A 17415-nucleotide genomic window follows, 5' to 3' on the forward strand; every position below is an offset into this window, starting at 1 on the left:
TCGAGTCCAGCCCGGTCCGCCAGATGAAGCCGGAGTGGAGCACACCGCGAAGCGGCAATTTTCAGCGCAATGCCGGGGGTCCTGGGGGGCGAGCGAAACGCCCCCCAGGCCGTTCACCCGCAACGGCGTTAAGAAAAGATGCCGGACCCATCGTGAACGGAACGGCCCACTGAAGGGTATTCTGTCAACCGGTTAATACGCGTTAACCACCACCCACATTGGCCCCTGACCGACGGCATAACGCCCTTTTTCTTTCAGCAGGCCCTGCTCACCGGCTATCTCATAGACCGCAATATGGTGCGATTTCTGCCCGGCGGCGATAAGATATTTCCCGCTATGATCGACGTTAAAACCGCGCGGCTGCGCTTCCGTCGGCTGATAGCCCTCAACGGACAGCACGCTGCCATCTTCAGACACGCTGAAAATGGTAATGATGCTAGCGGTGCGGTCACAGGTGTACAGATGGCGGCCGTCCGGGGTCAGATGAATATCCGCCGCCCAGCGTACGCCGGTAAAATCGGCAGGCATCATATCCAGCGTCTGGACGCATTCGACTTTGCCGTACGGATCTTTCAGCTCCCAGACGTCAACAGAGCTGTTCAGTTCGTTAACGCAGTAGCCGTATTGCTGATTCGGGTGGAACACCATATGACGCGGTCCGGCCCCTTCAACGGTGGTGACTTCCGCCGGGTCTTGTGCGGCGAGGAACCCGTCATCGCTGAGGGTAAACAAGCAGATACGATCCTGCTTCAGCGCCGGTACCCACAGGGTACGATTATCGGGAGAAATATTCGCCGAGTGGCAACCTTCCAGCCCTTCAACAACCGCCACCGTTTCACCCGGCAGGCCATCATTCAGCGGAGTGACGCTTACGCAACCAGAGTTATACGACGCGCTAAAGACAAAACGCCCCTGATGATCGGTCGAAATATGCGTCGGACTACCCGGCAGTGCCGCTTCGCCGGCAAAGGTCAGCGCACCGTTATCGGGCGCAATGCGGTAAGCCAGTACGCGAAACTCCGGACGCACGCCAACGTAGAGATACTCTTTATTCGGGCTCACCACCATCGGCTGAACCTGACCTGGGGCATCAACAACCTGAACAAGCTTCAGGTCACCCTCAAGATCCAGACTCCAGACATGAATCTGCTGACTTTCCGGGCTGGCGGTATAAACGGTTTGTTTCATGACTGCTCCTTTCCTCACTGCACAGGGAAAACGTATACATTTCATTTATCAAACTGCTGAGTTGATGCAATGTATAGACTCTTTTAACGGTAGATGCTGAAAAATTTGCCCCAAAGGCATAGCGGTGTACCATCATGCCAGGCAATTTTTTCATCATTAACCGGAAACAACACATGACCTCACGCGTGATTGCACTGGATTTAGACGGTACCCTGCTCACCTCCAACAAGACTATCCTGCCCGCCTCACTGGAGGCCCTGGCACGTGCCAGAGCAGCGGGGTTCCAGGTGATCGTCGTCACTGGCCGACATCACGTCGCTATCCATCCTTTTTATCAGGCACTGGCTCTGGATACACCTGCAATTTGTTGTAATGGCACTTACTTGTATGATTATCAGGCAAAAAAGGTTCTGCAGTCCGATCCAATGCCGGTTGATAAAGCGCTGAGTCTGACCGACATGCTGGCCGATCATGATATCCACGGCCTGATGTACGTTGACGATGCCATGCTGTATGAACGCCCGACCGGGCACGTAATCCGTACCACTAACTGGGCGCAGTCTCTGCCGGCAGATCAGCGCCCGGTGTTCACCCAGGTCGATTCGCTGGCTCAGGCCGCGCGCGATGTCCGCTCGGTGTGGAAGTTTGCCCTGACCGATGAAGATATTCCTAAGCTGCAGCAGTTTGCTCTCAATGTGGGTAAGACGCTGGGGCTGGAGTGTGAGTGGTCGTGGCACGATCAGGTCGATATCGCCCGCGCAGGCAACAGCAAAGGCAAGCGCCTGGCGCAGTGGGTGGAAGCACAGGGCCTGTCCATGCAGGACGTGGTAGCCTTTGGCGATAACTATAATGACCTCAGCATGCTGGAAGCCGCCGGAACCGGAGTGGCAATGGGCAATGCGGTTGAGGAAGTCAAAGCCCGCGCCAACGTCGTCATTGGCGAAAACGAAAGTAACAGTATTGCCGACTTCATCAACCGCAACCTGCTGTAATCAGGCGGCAATCGATACGCTTTTAATCTGCGCATACAGCCATTGACCTGGCGTTACCGCCAGGTCATCTCTGGCCCACGGGCTGATGCGCGCCCACAGCGTGCGACCGCTGACGTTCAGCTGCACCTCTATCTGCCCGTAGGTTTCAATACATTGCACCACCAGCGCCGGCAAAACGTTACGAATGCTGGTCTGCTGCGGCTGTTCCAGCACCAGTGAGACGTCAGAGGCCTGAATACGAATTCGCGTCACGTCGCCGATCGGGCGGTCAAGATAATTCACCCAAATCTGCTGCTCGCCAAGAGCCAGAGCGGTCATAGCATAGTGGGGATGCTGAGCAACAACGGACACATTCAGTATCGTGCTCTGCTGATCCTGCGGCAGCCACGGATGCATTACGCTGCTGCTCCACACCTCTTCCAGATCGCCAAAGGCTTTTACGCTCCCCTCCTCCAGCACCAGAACCTTATCCGCCAGATGTTGAATCTCATCGAGTGAGTGGCTGACGTAGAGCATCGGGATATGTATTTCACGCGCCAGCCGCTGCAGATAAGGCAGCAGTTCACGTTTGCGTGGGATATCCAGCGAGGCCAGCGGCTCATCGAGCAGCAACAGCTCAGGTGCCGTCAGGAGCGCCCTGCCAATGGCCACCCGCTGCTTTTCTCCACCGGAAAGGCCCCCCGGCAGGCGGTCAAGCAGCGGTTCAATCCCGAGCAGCGCCACCAGCTTATCAAACTGACCGGCCATACTTTTCGCCATGCCGTACTTCAGATTGCCGCGCACCTTATAGTGCGGAAACAGGCGGGCATCCTGAAAAACATAGCCAACGCGCCGCTTTTCCGGAGCCAGGCAAATACGCTTTTCGGTATCATTTAGCACCCTGCCGTTGAGCACGATCCGCCCTTTCTGCGGCCGTGTCAGGCCACTGATGGCGTTAATCAGGGAGGTTTTCCCCGCGCCGGAAACGCCGAAAACGGCAGTAATGCCGCTGGCGGGCAGCGTTTCATTGATATTCAGGCAGTGGGTGCCCAGCGTCTGGGTAAAATTAAGTTCAAGCATGATTATTTCCCCGTGCGCACCCGGCTAAGACGCGCCAGCCATTCAGAAACCAGCAGCGATATCAGCGCCAGCACAATGGAGATCAGACATAAGCGCGCGGCAGCACCTTCGCCGCCCGGGGTTTGAATCAGGGTATACATTGCCGAAGGGATGGTGCGCGTTTCGCCCGGGATGTTGGAGACGAAGGTGATAGTAGCGCCAAATTCCCCTAACGAGCGGGCGAAGGCCAGAACGGTACCCACGATAATGCCCGGCAGCGTTAGCGGGAGCGTAATCGTGAAAAACACTCGCCAGCGTCCGGCGCCCAGGGTTCGCGCCGCCTGTTCAAGCTTGACGTCTACCCCTTCCAGCGCCAGGCGAATAGCCCGCACCATCAGCGGAAACGACATGACCGCCGCCGCCAGGACCGCACCGCGCCAGCTAAAGGCAAAGGTCAAACCGAACCAGTCATACAGCCAGCTACCGATAAAACCACGCCGCCCCATGGCAATCAGCAGTAAATACCCCACGACCACCGGCGGTAGCACCAGCGGCAGATGGATAATACTGTCGAGCAACGCTTTTCCTGGGAAATTGCGCCGCACCAGCAGCCATGAGATAAAGATCCCAAATGGTAAGCTTAACACCACCGCCAGGGATGATACTTTCAGGCTCAGCAGTACCGCCTGCCATTCAGGATCGCTTAAAATCATTAGCGGGTGGTAAATCCATATTGTTTAAAGATGGCAGCCGCTTGCGGCCCTTTCAGATAGTCATAAAACCCGGTGACGGTCGCATTTTTATGTCCATCAACGATAGCCAGCGGATATTCGACTTTCTTATGTGAATCTTCCGGGAAAGTCCCGACCACTTTTACCCCTTTGCTCGCCACCGCGTCGGAACCGTAAACAATACCCAGCGGGGCTTCATTACGTTCAACCAGCGCCAGCGCTCCGCGTACGTCTTCAGCCGGAGCCAGTTTCGGGGAAAGCGTCTCCCAGGCACCCAGTTTTTGCAGCGCTTCTTTCGCGTAGATACCCGCCGGGACGTGCTCCGGATCGCCAACGGCCAGACGACCGCCTTTCAGCAGGCTGGTCCAGTCGGTTTTGTTATTAATGACGATATCGCCCTGTTCGCTGGCTTTTGGGGCGACAACCACCAGGCTGTTACCCAGCAACGTTTCACGCGAGGCGGTATCAATTGCTTTTTTCTCAACCGCGTAATCCATCCATTTCTGGTCGGCAGAGATAAACAGGTCCGCAGGCGCGCCCGCTTCGATTTGCCGTGCCAGCGTCGATGAAGAGGCAAACGACGAGACGACATCGACGTTTTTCTCTTTCTTATAGGCCTTCGCAATATCCTGCATCGCGTTCGTTAACGATGCCGCAGCAAACACCGTGATTTTCCCTTCTTCCGCCAGCGCATGACCAGCAACGGAGAGCGTTAACGTCGCTCCGGCAAACAAGCGTAACCATTGACGTGCCATCTGAAACTCCTTTATGTGCGTTATGTAGGAGCTAATATAGCGATAAGAATGGGGTTTTCCCAGCGCGAATTGGGAGTAGGTAGAGGAGGATCAAAGAGAAGAGGAAAAGAGAGGGGAAATAAAAACGCCCGGAAAACCGGGCGTTGGGAAATCAGTTGTTCTGCTGGCCGCGATCTTTGTGACCTACGCCGGAGAAGATGTTAAACACTTCGCCCAGACCGTAAATCAGACCCAGGATGATAGCCATCACCACCGGGACCATGACAACGGCAAAAACCAGACTTTTCAATAGCTCTAACATGGTTGGCTCCAGAAAGTACGAATGCTTTATTGTAACCGCTTCAGCTGGAAAAACACGCCCCATTTGTGCGGTGGCTGGCCGACAACGATGACAGATGCATCTTGCAAGATGACCACTATCGGTCACAATACTCTTTTTTGCCAGGATATCATTATGCAGGCCGAAATTCTTCTGACCCTTAAGTTACAGCAGCGCCTGTTCGCCGATCCTCGCCGTATCGCTCTGTTAAAACAAATCGATAGCACCGGGTCGATTAGCCAGGGCGCAAAAAATGCCGGTATCAGCTATAAAAGCGCATGGGATGCCATCAATGAGATGAATCAACTCAGTGAACAAACGCTGGTTGACCGGGCAACCGGCGGTAAAGGCGGCGGCGGCGCCGTTCTGACTCGCTACGGACAGCGGCTGATTCAACTGTACGATCTCCTGGCGCAAATTCAGCAGAAAGCCTTCGACGTACTGAGTGACGACGACGCCCTGCCTCTCGACAGCCTGCTGGCTGCCATTTCACGTTTCTCGCTACAAACCAGCGCACGTAATCAGTGGTTCGGCACCATCACCGGTCGCGACCACCAGCAGGTGCAGCAGCACGTTGAGGTATTGCTCGCCGATCGCCAGACCCGCTTTAAAGTTGCGATTACTGCGCAAAGCGCAGAACGCCTTGGCCTGGATGAAGGTCAGGAAGTGCTGGTGCTGCTGAAGGCTCCCTGGGTGGGGATCACTGTGGATCCGGCGGTTGCCAGAGAGGCCGATAACCAGCTGGCCGGGAAAATTAGCCACATCGAATACGGTCCGGAACAGTGTGAAGTCCTGATGGCGCTTCCGGACGGTCAGAGCTTGTGCGCGACCTTACCGCTGGAACAGACCCGAAAACTGGCAGAAGGTGCTGAGGCAATAGCATATTTTAACGCCGATCGAATCATTCTCGCCACGTTGTGCTGACGGCATTGACATTGCGTGCGTGACGTCGTATCCCTGTGACAAATCGCTGCAAAAAGTGGGATACACAATGTCATCATTGCAAATTTCGCAAGGCACGTTTCGCCTGAGCGACACAAAAACGTTAAAAATTGAGCACCTCACCGTTGGCGCAGGTGAAAGCTGGGCATTCGTCGGCAGCAACGGTAGCGGAAAGTCGGCGCTGGCTCGCGCGTTGTCCGGTGAGCTCACTCTCCTCTCTGGCCAGTGTGATAACCGCTTTTCCCGGGTTACCCGCCTCTCCTTTGAACAGCTGCAGAAGTTGGTCAGCGATGAATGGCAACGTAACAACACGGATTTGCTCAGCCCTGGCGAAGAAGATACGGGTCGCACAACCGAAGAAATTATTCAGGAAGAGTCCAAAGACGCCGCCCGCTGCGCACGCCTGGCGGAGCTGTTCGGCATCACCTCTTTGCTCCAGCGTCGCTTTAAATACCTTTCCACCGGGGAAACGCGTAAAACGCTGCTCTGTCAGGCGCTGATGACGCAGCCGGATTTGCTGATCCTCGACGAGCCGTTTGATGGCCTTGACGTGGCTTCCCGCCAGCAGCTTGCCGGACTGCTAGAGACGCTGCACCGCGAGGGGATCACGCTCGTTCTGGTGCTTAACCGCTTCGATGAAATCCCGTCATTCGTCAAGTCTGCCGGCGTGCTGGCCGATTGCACCCTGAGCGAAACCGGTGAAAAACAGGCGCTGCTGCAACAGGCGCTTATTGCTCAGTTGGCCCACAGCGAAAAACTGGCTGGTATGGCCTTGCCGGAGCCGGATGCTCCCGCAGCTCGCCACGCTCTCGATGCTGATGCACCGCGCATCGTTCTACATGATGGCGTCGTGTCGTACAACGATCGGCCGATCATCGAACACCTGAGCTGGACGGTTAACCCAGGTGAACACTGGCAGATAGTCGGTCCCAACGGCGCCGGGAAATCAACGTTGCTCAGCCTGGTGACCGGCGATCACCCGCAGGGCTACAGTAACGATTTGACCCTGTTTGGCCGTCGCCGCGGCAGCGGTGAAACCATCTGGGATATCAAAAAACATATTGGCTACGTCAGCAGCAGTCTGCACCTTGAGTACCGCGTCAGTACGACGGTCCGCAACGTGATTCTGTCAGGCTATTTCGACTCTATCGGTATTTATCAGGCCGTTTCTGACAAGCAGCACAAGCTGGTACAGAACTGGCTGGATATGCTGGGGATCGACAAGCGTACCGCCGATGCGCCTTTCCATAGTCTCTCCTGGGGACAGCAGCGGCTAGCGCTGATTGTCCGCGCCCTGGTGAAGCACCCGACGCTGCTGATTCTTGACGAGCCCCTTCAGGGACTGGACCCGCTAAACCGCCAGCTGGTGCGTCGTTTCATTGATGTTCTGATTAGCGAAGGTGCCACGCAGCTGCTGTTTGTCTCCCACCACGCGGAAGATGCACCGGACTGTATTACCCATCGTCTGGCGTTTGTTCGCAGTGGAGACGGTTACACTTATCAGGTCGGTCCACTGGCTAACTAAGGCAATACAGGGGTCTGCAGATCCCTGTATTTTTTCAGAGAAATAACCAAAAACACACTCAACAACATGTTTTAAAAGGAAAACATTAAAAAATCACGCGTTGTGTATTTTAGTGTAAACGATTCCACCAATTTGGCCTGTGTCACACTTTCGACTTCTTTGGTATGCTATCTTCATCACACACGATAAGCCTATTGGAGCGAATCATGAAAGTACTGGTTACAGGTGGTAGCGGTTACATTGGAAGTCATACCTGCGTTCAACTGCTGCTGCAGGGACACGAAGTGATTATTCTCGACAATCTCTGCAATAGTAAGCGCAGCGTATTGCCGGTCATTGAACGTCTTGGCGGGAAAACAGCCACCTTTGTCGAAGGCGATATTCGTAATGAAGCGCTGATGACGGAAATTTTGCACGATCACGCCATTGAAGCCGTGATCCACTTCGCCGGCCTGAAGGCCGTCGGCGAATCCGTCGCCAAGCCGCTGGAATACTACGACAATAACGTCACCGGTACACTTAAATTAGTTTCCGCCATGCGCGCTGCTGGCGTGAAGAACTTTATTTTCAGCTCCTCCGCAACCGTCTACGGCGATCAGCCAAAGATCCCTTATGTTGAAAGCTTCCCGACCGGGACGCCGCAAAGCCCGTATGGCAAAAGCAAGCTGATGGTCGAGCAAATCCTGACCGACCTGCAAAAAGCCCAGCCGGACTGGAGCATTGCACTGCTGCGTTACTTTAACCCGGTTGGCGCGCATCCGTCAGGCGACATGGGTGAAGACCCGCAGGGCATCCCGAACAACCTGATGCCCTACATCGCCCAGGTGGCTGTCGGTCGCCGCGAATCGCTGGCCGTGTTTGGCAACGATTATCCGACGCCTGACGGCACCGGCGTTCGCGACTATATCCATGTCATGGATCTCGCCGACGGTCACGTTGCCGCGATGGAAAAACTGGCTGGACGTGAAGGCGTACACATTTATAACCTCGGCGCAGGCGTCGGCAGCAGCGTCCTCGACGTGATCAATGCCTTCAGCAAAGCCTGCGGCAAATCTGTTAATTACCACTTCGCGCCGCGCCGCGATGGCGACCTCCCGGCCTACTGGGCGGACGCTGAAAAGGCCGACCGCGAGCTGAACTGGCGCGTTACGCGCAACCTTGACGAAATGGCGCAGGACACCTGGCACTGGCAGTCCCGTCATCCGCAGGGTTACCCAGACTAAGGAACCGTCATGAGCGTATTTAACCCCGTCGACCATCCGCATCGTCGTTATAACCCGTTAACCGGGCAGTGGATTCTGGTATCACCGCATCGCGCCAAGCGCCCCTGGCAAGGGGCGCAGGAAACGCCGGCAAATTTAACCTTGCCGGCGCACGATCCGGATTGTTTTCTGTGCCCGGGTAACACCCGCGTCACCGGCGACACGAACCCGAATTACACCGGTACCTACGTGTTTACCAATGACTTTGCGGCATTGATGACCGATACCCCCGATGCCCCGGAAAGTGACGATCCGCTGATGCGCTGTCAAAGCGCACGCGGCACCAGCCGGGTCATCTGCTTCTCGCCAGATCACAGCAAAACGCTGCCTGAGCTGAGCGTTGAGGCGCTGGAAGGCGTGGTTAATACGTGGCAGGAACAGACCGCCGAGCTGGGCAAGACGTATCCGTGGGTGCAGGTTTTTGAGAACAAAGGCGCAGCGATGGGCTGCTCCAACCCGCACCCGCACGGCCAGGTCTGGGCCAACAGCTTCCTGCCGAATGAGGCAGAACGCGAAGATCGTCTGCAAAAAGAGTACTTCGCCAGCCAGGGTTCACCGATGCTGGTGGATTACGTGCAGCGCGAATTAGCCGACGGCAGCCGGACTGTCGTCGAAACAGAACATTGGCTGGCCGTGGTGCCTTACTGGGCGGCGTGGCCCTTTGAGACGCTACTGCTGCCGAAGGCGCATATCCTGCGTCTTACCGATTTAACCCCAGCCCAGCGCAGCGATCTTGCCCTGGCGCTGAAAAAGCTGACCAGCCGTTACGACAACCTGTTCCAGTGCTCATTCCCGTACTCCATGGGCTGGCACGGGGCGCCGTTTAATGACGAAGAAAATAATCACTGGCAGCTGCACGCTCACTTTTATCCGCCGCTGCTGCGTTCTGCAACGGTGCGCAAATTTATGGTCGGCTACGAAATGCTGGCCGAAACTCAGCGCGATCTGACGGCCGAACAAGCCGCCGAACGCCTGCGGGCAGTTAGCGACGTCCATTTTCGCGAATCCGGAGAATAACAATGAGTCTGAAAGAGAAAACCCAAAACCTGTTTGCTGAAAAATTCGGCTACCCTGCTACCCACGTTATTCAGGCACCGGGCCGCGTCAATTTGATCGGTGAGCACACTGACTATAACGACGGCTTCGTACTGCCCTGCGCGATTGATTACCAGACGGTAATCAGTTGCTCTGCGCGCACGGACCGTATCGTGCGGGTGATTGCCGCCGATTATGACAATCAGACCGACGAATTCTCCCTTGATAAGCCGATTGTCAGCCACGACACCCAGCAGTGGTCAAACTACGTCCGCGGCGTGGTGAAGCATCTGCAAAAGCGCAATAGCCATTTTGGCGGCGCTGACCTGGTGATCAGCGGCAACGTGCCGCAGGGAGCGGGTTTAAGCTCTTCCGCGTCCCTGGAAGTTGCCGTCGGTACCGTGTTCCAGCAGCTGTACCATCTGCCGCTGGACGGTGCGCAAATCGCCCTTAACGGTCAGGAAGCGGAGAACCAGTTCGTCGGCTGTAACTGTGGCATCATGGACCAGCTTATCTCGGCGCTGGGCAAGAAAGATCACGCGCTGCTGCTTGACTGCCGCACCCTGGGTACCAAAGCCGTCTCGATGCCGAAAGGCGTCGCGGTCGTGATCATCAACAGTAATTTTAAACGGACCCTGGTCGGCAGCGAATACAACACCCGCCGCGAGCAGTGCGAGACCGGTGCGCGTTTCTTCCAGCAGCCTGCGCTGCGCGACGTCAAAATCGCTGAATTCAATGCCGTCGCCAACGAGCTGGATCCGGTGGTGGCAAAACGTGTCCGTCACGTGCTGACCGAAAATGCGCGTACGCTCGAAGCCGCTACCGCGCTGGAGAAAGGTGACCTGAAGCGTATGGGGGAACTGATGGCAGAATCTCATGCCTCGATGCGCGATGATTTCGAAATTACCGTACCGCAAATTGACACCCTGGTCGAAATTGTCAAAGCCACCATCGGCGATAAAGGCGGCGTACGGATGACCGGCGGTGGGTTTGGCGGCTGCGTCGTAGCGCTGGTCCCCGAAGAGTGCGTAGATACCGTCCAGCAAGCCGTTGCGCAGCAGTATGAAGCGAAGACCGGCATTAAAGAGACCTTCTACGTTTGCAAACCGTCGCAGGGGGCCGGCCAGTGCTAAATCAAACGACAGAACTGGCGCCAGACGGCCAGCCGTGGAACCTGATCACCCTGCGTAATAATGCAGGGATGGTGGTCACGCTGATGGACTGGGGCGCAACGTTATTATCGGCCCGGGTACCGCTGGCCGATGGCGAAGTGCGCGAAGCGCTGCTCGGCTGCGCGACGCCAGAAAATTATACCCGTCAGGCGGCCTATCTCGGCGCCTCGGTGGGCCGTTATGCTAACCGTATCGCCAACAGCCGTTTTACCCTGGATGGCCACACCGTCCAGCTGACCCCGTCTAACGAGGTCGGCCATCAGCTGCACGGTGGGCCTGAAGGGTTTGACAAACGCCGCTGGCAGATAGTCAGCGCGGATGAGCATCAGGCACTGTTTGCTGTCGCCTCCGATGACGGCGACCAGGGCTTTCCGGGCCACCTGAAAGCCACCGCGCACTACCGTCTTACCGAAGATAACCGCATCGCTATCGAATATCGGGCGACGGTTGACAGACCATGCCCGGTTAACATGACCAACCACGTCTACTTCAACCTGGACGGCGGGCAGACGGACGTTCGCCATCACCAGCTGCAAATTCTCGCCGACAGCTACCTGCCGGTAGAGAGCGACGGGATACCGAGCGGTGGGCTGCGGGACGTCGCCCGGACCAGCTTCGATTTTCGCACCCCGAAAGTCGTGGCGGCCGATTTCCTTAGCGATCCAGACCAGCAGAAGGTAAAAGGATACGATCATGCCTTCCTGCTACAGGCAAAAGGAGATGCCCGCAAAGCGGCAGCACACGTCTGGTCTCAGGATGGCAAATTACAGATGGCGGTTTATACCTCCGCCCCTGCTCTGCAGTTTTATTCTGGTAACTATCTGGGTGGCACACCGTCCCGTACAGAACAGCCGTACGCCGACTGGCAAGGCCTGGCCCTGGAGAGTGAATTCCTTCCCGACTCACCTAATCACCCGGAATGGCCTCAGCCCGACTGTATATTGCGCCCAGGCGCAGAGTACGTCAGCCTGACGGAATATCAGTTTATTGCCGGATAATGCCCAGCCCTCCTGACGGAGGGCTTTTTTTCGTCATCTTGCTGCAAATTGCGCCACTTACAGACAAAAAGATAACCGTCGATTTACAAGCATCTTACACTGAGCCACTATTTTCGCTATGGTTAGGGATAAGCGTTGCCGTGACGCAAATTGCGGCAATATAATGAGAATTGTTATCATTCAAACAAAGCTTGAGGAGTAAGTGTATGGCTGTAACTAAGCTGGTACTGGTCCGTCATGGCGAAAGCCAATGGAACAATGAAAACCGTTTCACCGGTTGGTACGACGTCGATCTGTCCGAGAAAGGCGTGGGTGAAGCTAAAGCGGCAGGCAAACTGCTGAAAGACGAAGGCTTCAGCTTCGATTTTGCTTATACCTCTGTGCTGAAACGTGCCATCCATACTCTGTGGAATGTCCTGGATGAACTGGACCAGGCCTGGCTGCCGGTTGAAAAATCCTGGAAACTGAACGAGCGTCACTACGGTGCATTACAGGGTCTGAACAAAGCTGAAACCGCTGAAAAATACGGTGACGAGCAGGTTAAACAGTGGCGCCGTGGCTTTGCCATTACCCCGCCGGAGCTGACCAAAGACGACGAGCGCTACCCGGGCCACGATCCGCGTTATGCAAAACTGACCGATAAAGAGCTGCCGGTTACCGAAAGCCTGGCGCTGACCATCGAGCGCGTCGTGCCTTACTGGAATGAAACCATTCTGCCGCGTCTGAAAAGCGGTGAGCGCGTGATTATCGCCGCTCACGGTAACTCCCTGCGTGCGCTGGTGAAATACCTGGACAACATGGGCGAAGACGAAATCCTCGAACTGAATATCCCGACCGGCGTACCGCTGGTGTATGAGTTCGACGAAAACTTCAAGCCGATCAAACACTACTATCTGGGCAATGCGGATGAAATCGCCGCGAAAGCCGCAGCGGTAGCAAACCAGGGTAAAGCGAAGTAACTTTCGCCAGCCATAAAAAAAGCGTGGATTGGTCCACGCTTTTTATTTGTCCGGAATCCCGCCGTCGCCACACTCTGGCGGAATCGGCAGCGGATTAACCGCGGCGGGCTTTTACCGCATCCGCCAACTGACGCAGGATAATATCGGTATCTTCCCAGCCGATGCAGGCATCCGTGATGCTTTTGCCATAGGCCAGCGGCTCACCGCTCTCCAGGCTCTGGCTACCTTCCACCAGATGGCTTTCAATCATCACGCCCATAATCGCCTGCTCACCGCTGGCAATCTGCTGGCAAACGTCCGCGCCCACTTCCATCTGCTTTTTAAACTGCTTGCTGGAGTTGGCGTGGCTGAAGTCAATCATGATCTGCGCCGGCAGGCCCGCTTTCGCCAGACCGACCTTCACTTCAGCAACGTGCTTAGCGCTGTAGTTCGGCTCTTTACCGCCGCGCAGAATGATATGGCAGTCGCTGTTACCACTGGTATTCACAATCGCCGAATGACCCCATTTGGTCACTGACAGGAAGCAGTGCGGAGCGCCAGCGGCGTTGATCGCATCAATCGCCACTTTGATCGTCCCGTCCGTGCCGTTTTTAAACCCTACCGGGCAAGAGAGGCCTGATGAAAGCTCGCGATGCACCTGAGATTCCGTGGTGCGTGCGCCGATAGCGCCCCAGCTCATCAGGTCAGCAACGTACTGCGGGGTTATCATATCGAGGAACTCACCCGCCGCCGGCAGCCCGCTGTCGTTAATCTCCAGCAGCAGCTTACGCGCAATACGCAGGCCATCGTTGATACGGAAGCTGTTGTCCATATGCGGGTCGTTGATCAACCCCTTCCAGCCAACGGTGGTGCGCGGTTTTTCAAAATAAACGCGCATGACCACTTCCAGCTCACCCTTCAGCTCTTCACGAAGCGTCAGCAGGCGTTCTGCATACTCTTTCGCCGCGGCAGGATCGTGGATGGAGCACGGGCCAATCACAACCAGCAGACGATCGTCATTACCTTTCAGGATCTGATGGATCGCTTTACGCGCGTGCGCCACGGTGTTAGCAGCATTTTCGGTCGCGGGGAATTTTTCCAGGAGTGCAACGGGGGGTAATAATTCGTTGATCTCTTTAATACGTAAATCGTCGTTCTGATAATTCATTTTCTTTCCAGCGTTGCCATACTTAATCAGTTGAGTGCAATGCTTTCAATCTAACTCGCCGCCAGAAAAGTGTAAACAGACTTTTACACTCTCAGCGATAATTCACTGATTAAACAAAGAAAAACGATACAAACAATAAGAATAGTTAAAACCACAACCGTCACACTAGTGATAAATACTATTAAATGTATGGATATAAATATTTTATATTGCGATAGTGTGGTTATTACCCTATATCACTTCCCCATCGAGTATTTTCACGAGGATGCTGCTGTATCCTCGGCTCGCTGATGGCCAATCATCAGTACGATAAGGCATATTGCCCAATCGGCATTAGCAGATGGAAGAGACGCCCGATTGTGGTTAATCTGTAATAAGGTCAGAGACTAATTGATAAAATAATGACAGGATTCTGTAATGACCCACGCGCACACTCCTTCAGAAACCACGGACACCGGTAACGAAAAACGCCTGTTGCAGGCATTCATCGTCACCGCCGGTTTTATGCTTGTCGAAGCTATTGGCGGCGTCGTTTCCGGCTCGCTGGCGCTACTGGCCGATGCTGGCCACATGCTGACCGATTCTGCCGCTCTGTTGTTCGCACTGTTGGCGGTCCGTTTCGCCAGCCGCCCTCCCAACACTCGTCACACGTTTGGCTGGTTGCGTCTGACGACGCTGGCAGCCTTCGTCAACGCCATTGCGCTGGTGGTGATCACCATCCTTATCGTCTGGGAGGCGATTCAACGCTTTAACCACCCGCAGCCCGTCGCCGGCACCGCGATGATGGTCATTGCCGTAGCCGGGCTACTGGCGAACATACTGGCATTCTGGATCCTGCATCGCGGTAGCGAAGAGCGAAATCTCAACGTTCGTGCCGCAGCATTGCACGTTCTGGGTGACCTGCTGGGTTCCGTCGGGGCAATTATTGCCGCCATGGTGATAATCACCACCGGCTGGACGCCTATTGACCCGATTTTATCGGTGCTGGTGTCATGTCTGGTGCTTCGCAGCGCCTGGCGCCTGTTGCAGGAAAGTATGAACGAACTGCTGGAAGGCGCGCCGCGGTCGCTGGATGTTGAAGGGCTAAAAAGAGACTTACGCCGCTCTATTGCGGAGGTCCGCGATGTACATCATGTTCATGTCTGGCTGGTCGGCGAAAAAACGGTGATGACGCTGCATGTTCAGGTGGTTCCCCCGCACGATCACGATGCCCTGCTCAATCGTATTCAGGCATTTTTGCAGCATAAGTACGATATTGAGCACGTGACCGTACAGATGGAGTACCAGCCCTGTAGCGGCCCGGAATGCCGTCTAAACATGACGCACGCCGGGCACGACCCTCATCACCATCATTAGCGAGAAAACGCGTGAGAACCTCGCTCACGCGCGCTGTTCATCCACATCCGGCTGCCGTTTAAAGCAATAAAGGTCAGCAGGAGATATTCCAGCGACATTGCATAGACGCCCTGAAGAGCAAAAATCACCACGCTGATAACGTTGATGATCACCCAAAGCAGCCAGTTTTCGACATATTTGCGGGTCATCAGAATCATGGCGGCTATCGACAGCACCATCATGCAGGAGTCCCAGAACGGAAAAGCGTCCGGCTGTAGCTCCGGCATCGTGACCTGCAGCCCCATGCCCTGCATCAGCGTCACTGCAATACGCGTCAGAACGGCGAACACCGGGTTAATGAATACCGTCATCAGCGCAATGGCCACGATGCACACCGTCAGCCAGCCCAGCGCCTTAGGCAGTGGCAACCAGCGAATGCGCAGCTCGGCTTCATTGCTGCTGGTTTGCCTGGACCAGGCATACCAGCCGTATACGTTGGCGGCAAAGAAAAAAATCTGCAGCAGCAGGCTGGCGTACAGCTGAATCTGAAAGAAAATAATGGCAAACAGAGTGACGTTGACCAGCCCAAACGCATAGTTGCTGATCTTTTCCAGACTCGCCAGCCAGATACACAGCAGCCCGGCAAGGGTGCCGACCGCCTCAATCCATGATAAGTCGTATCCACCGGCGCCTATGGGTATATGCACCAGGATATTCTGCGTACTAAAAAAATCCATATTTTCCCCGAACTGTATTGATGGCGTAATTGACCACTATCCCCGAAGTGTAGCCGCAAAATCCAGCATTCTGTTAAGCGGGATTAACGCACCAGTACGCAGTTGCGCATCGACCTCAATTTCGTGTTCACGCCCGCCGTGTTCCAGCCCCTCAGCAATCGCTCTCAGGCCGTTCATCGCCATCCACGGGCAGTGGGCGCAGCTGCGACAGGTTGCCCCCTCCCCGGCCGTCGGCGCTTCCAGCAGCTCTTTTTCCGGCACCGCCTGCTGCATTTTGTAGAAAATACCGCGATCGGTAGCCACGATGAGCTGACGCGACGGCAACGTTTTCGCAGCGGCGATCAGCTGGCTGGTTGAACCTACCGCATCCGCCATATCAACAATGGACTGCGGCGACTCGGGGTGTACCAGAATGGCAGCATCCGGATACAGTGCTTTCATCCGCGTCAGGGCCTGGGTTTTAAACTCATCATGCACAATACAGGCGCCCTGCCAGCACAGCACATCGGCGCCGGTCTGTTTTTGCACGTAGTAGCCAAGATGGCGGTCCGGCGCCCAAATAATTTTTTCACCCAAACTATCGAGATGCTCAATCAGTTCGACCGCAATGCTTGAGGTCACCACCCAATCGGCACGTGCTTTGACCGCCGCAGAGGTATTGGCATAGACGACCACGGTACGATCCGGATGGGCATCGCAAAACGCGTTGAACTCCTCAATCGGGCACCCCAAATCCAGAGAGCACTCGGCATGTAAGGTTGGCATCAGGATCGTTTTTTCCGGGCTGAGGATTTTTGCCGTTTCGCCCATAAAGCGCACCCCGGCCACCAGCAGCGTCGAGGCAGAGTGGCGAGCGCCGAAGCGAGCCATCTCCAGGGAATCAGCAATGCACCCGCCGGTCTCTTCAGCCAGCTGTTGAATTTCGGGGTCGGTATAGTAGTGGGCAACCATGACCGCATCACGTTCACGCAGCAGACGTTTAATCTTCTCGCGGTAAAAGTACTTTTCATCGCGACTTAATGGCACCGGTTTGGGCGGGAATGGATAAATCGCCGTTTCTGGGTCAAACATTACGCTCATCTTGCAATCTCGTTTTACTGGCTTAACTCAAATGCCGTTAATATGCCCTGAGATGGCATAGCGTCGGCCATAGTGTTTTATATGCTAAACAAGATAGCGGATTGTACAGAAAATGTCGTGGGGAATTTATTATCGTCTGGTGTCAAAATGAGGGGGATAGCTATTTATGGAGAGAAAACAACAGGCGACAGGACGGCGCC

Annotated in this window: 17 protein-coding genes; 9 read left to right on the forward strand and 8 right to left on the reverse strand. The window is 55.3% G+C overall.

Annotated features, from left to right (window positions below; all coding sequences use genetic code 11):
- Positions 1-192: 192 nt before the first annotated feature.
- Positions 193-1188 carry a 6-phosphogluconolactonase gene (pgl, locus tag ACMYSK_RS11355; RefSeq protein ID WP_434643100.1) on the reverse strand — a complete coding sequence of 332 codons (996 nt, stop codon included), beginning with the start codon at positions 1186-1188 and terminating at the stop codon, positions 193-195.
- A 173-nt stretch (positions 1189-1361) separates the two neighbouring features.
- Here pgl and ACMYSK_RS11360 point away from each other — a divergent pair, with 173 nt between their 5' ends.
- Positions 1362-2180, forward strand: a complete 819-nt coding sequence (locus tag ACMYSK_RS11360; protein WP_434643102.1) for a pyridoxal phosphatase — start codon at positions 1362-1364, stop codon at positions 2178-2180.
- On the opposite strand, the gene modC is transcribed toward ACMYSK_RS11360, so the two are convergent.
- From modC to ACMYSK_RS11380, 4 genes are all read right to left on the reverse strand, one after another.
- Positions 2181-3239, reverse strand: coding sequence for a molybdenum ABC transporter ATP-binding protein ModC (gene modC / locus ACMYSK_RS11365; protein ID WP_434643105.1), 1059 nt, complete (start codon positions 3237-3239; stop codon positions 2181-2183).
- A gap of 2 nt (positions 3240-3241) precedes the next feature.
- Entirely contained in the window at positions 3242-3931 is a 690-nt protein-coding gene (gene modB / locus ACMYSK_RS11370) for a molybdate ABC transporter permease subunit (RefSeq protein WP_434643108.1), read from the reverse strand.
- Entirely contained in the window at positions 3931-4704 is a 774-nt protein-coding gene (gene modA, locus ACMYSK_RS11375; RefSeq protein ID WP_434643110.1) for a molybdate ABC transporter substrate-binding protein, read from the reverse strand. Before modA ends, modB begins: the two co-directional genes overlap by 1 nt.
- 151 nt (positions 4705-4855) lie before the next feature.
- A complete protein-coding gene (locus tag ACMYSK_RS11380; RefSeq protein WP_032688779.1) occupies positions 4856-5005 on the reverse strand; it encodes an AcrZ family multidrug efflux pump-associated protein in 150 nt (49 codons plus the stop codon).
- Between the two features lie 153 nt (positions 5006-5158).
- On the opposite strand from ACMYSK_RS11380, the gene modE reads away from it, so the two are divergent.
- The 7 genes from modE to gpmA all read left to right on the forward strand — a co-directional run bounded on the left by modE (position 5159) and on the right by gpmA (position 12916).
- A complete protein-coding gene (gene modE, locus ACMYSK_RS11385; RefSeq protein ID WP_434643112.1) occupies positions 5159-5947 on the forward strand; it encodes a molybdenum-dependent transcriptional regulator in 789 nt (262 codons plus the stop codon).
- Positions 5948-6014: 67 nt separating this feature from the next.
- The gene (modF, locus tag ACMYSK_RS11390) at positions 6015-7490 is read left to right on the forward strand and encodes a molybdate ABC transporter ATP-binding protein ModF (RefSeq protein ID WP_434643114.1); all 1476 of its coding nucleotides are present in this window, start codon (positions 6015-6017) and stop codon (positions 7488-7490) included.
- Between the two features lie 206 nt (positions 7491-7696).
- On the forward strand, positions 7697-8713 hold the full coding sequence (gene galE, locus ACMYSK_RS11395) for a UDP-glucose 4-epimerase GalE (RefSeq protein ID WP_434643116.1): 1017 nt from the start codon (positions 7697-7699) through the stop codon (positions 8711-8713).
- 9 nt (positions 8714-8722) lie between these two features.
- Positions 8723-9769, forward strand: a complete 1047-nt coding sequence (gene galT, locus ACMYSK_RS11400; protein WP_434643119.1) for a galactose-1-phosphate uridylyltransferase — start codon at positions 8723-8725, stop codon at positions 9767-9769.
- A gap of 2 nt (positions 9770-9771) precedes the next feature.
- Positions 9772-10920 carry a galactokinase gene (galK, locus tag ACMYSK_RS11405; protein ID WP_434643121.1) on the forward strand — a complete coding sequence of 383 codons (1149 nt, stop codon included), beginning with the start codon at positions 9772-9774 and terminating at the stop codon, positions 10918-10920.
- The gene (galM, locus tag ACMYSK_RS11410) at positions 10914-11957 is read left to right on the forward strand and encodes a galactose-1-epimerase (protein WP_434643123.1); all 1044 of its coding nucleotides are present in this window, start codon (positions 10914-10916) and stop codon (positions 11955-11957) included. Before galK ends, galM begins: the two co-directional genes overlap by 7 nt.
- Positions 11958-12163: 206 nt before the next feature.
- Positions 12164-12916, forward strand: a complete 753-nt coding sequence (gpmA, locus tag ACMYSK_RS11415) for a 2,3-diphosphoglycerate-dependent phosphoglycerate mutase (protein ID WP_004859709.1) — start codon at positions 12164-12166, stop codon at positions 12914-12916.
- A gap of 94 nt (positions 12917-13010) precedes the next feature.
- Here the strand turns inward: gpmA and aroG are convergent, their stop codons facing one another.
- Positions 13011-14063, reverse strand: a complete 1053-nt coding sequence (gene aroG, locus ACMYSK_RS11420) for a 3-deoxy-7-phosphoheptulonate synthase AroG (RefSeq protein WP_434643125.1) — start codon at positions 14061-14063, stop codon at positions 13011-13013.
- A 417-nt stretch (positions 14064-14480) separates the two neighbouring features.
- On the opposite strand from aroG, the gene zitB reads away from it, so the two are divergent.
- Complete coding sequence (gene zitB / locus ACMYSK_RS11425) at positions 14481-15419, forward strand: CDF family zinc transporter ZitB (RefSeq protein ID WP_434643126.1); 939 nt, start codon at positions 14481-14483, stop codon at positions 15417-15419.
- Here the strand turns inward: zitB and pnuC are convergent.
- Together pnuC and nadA are read right to left on the reverse strand one after the other, a co-directional pair.
- Positions 15416-16135, reverse strand: a complete 720-nt coding sequence (gene pnuC / locus ACMYSK_RS11430) for a nicotinamide riboside transporter PnuC (RefSeq protein ID WP_434643128.1) — start codon at positions 16133-16135, stop codon at positions 15416-15418. The genes zitB and pnuC overlap by 4 nt on opposite strands.
- Before the next feature lie 36 nt (positions 16136-16171).
- On the reverse strand, positions 16172-17215 hold the full coding sequence (gene nadA, locus ACMYSK_RS11435) for a quinolinate synthase NadA (RefSeq protein ID WP_434643130.1): 1044 nt from the start codon (positions 17213-17215) through the stop codon (positions 16172-16174).
- Positions 17216-17415 lie beyond the last annotated feature (200 nt).

The sequence above is a fragment of the Klebsiella sp. I138 genome, from assembly GCF_051131765.1.
Classification (GTDB): domain Bacteria; phylum Pseudomonadota; class Gammaproteobacteria; order Enterobacterales; family Enterobacteriaceae; genus Klebsiella.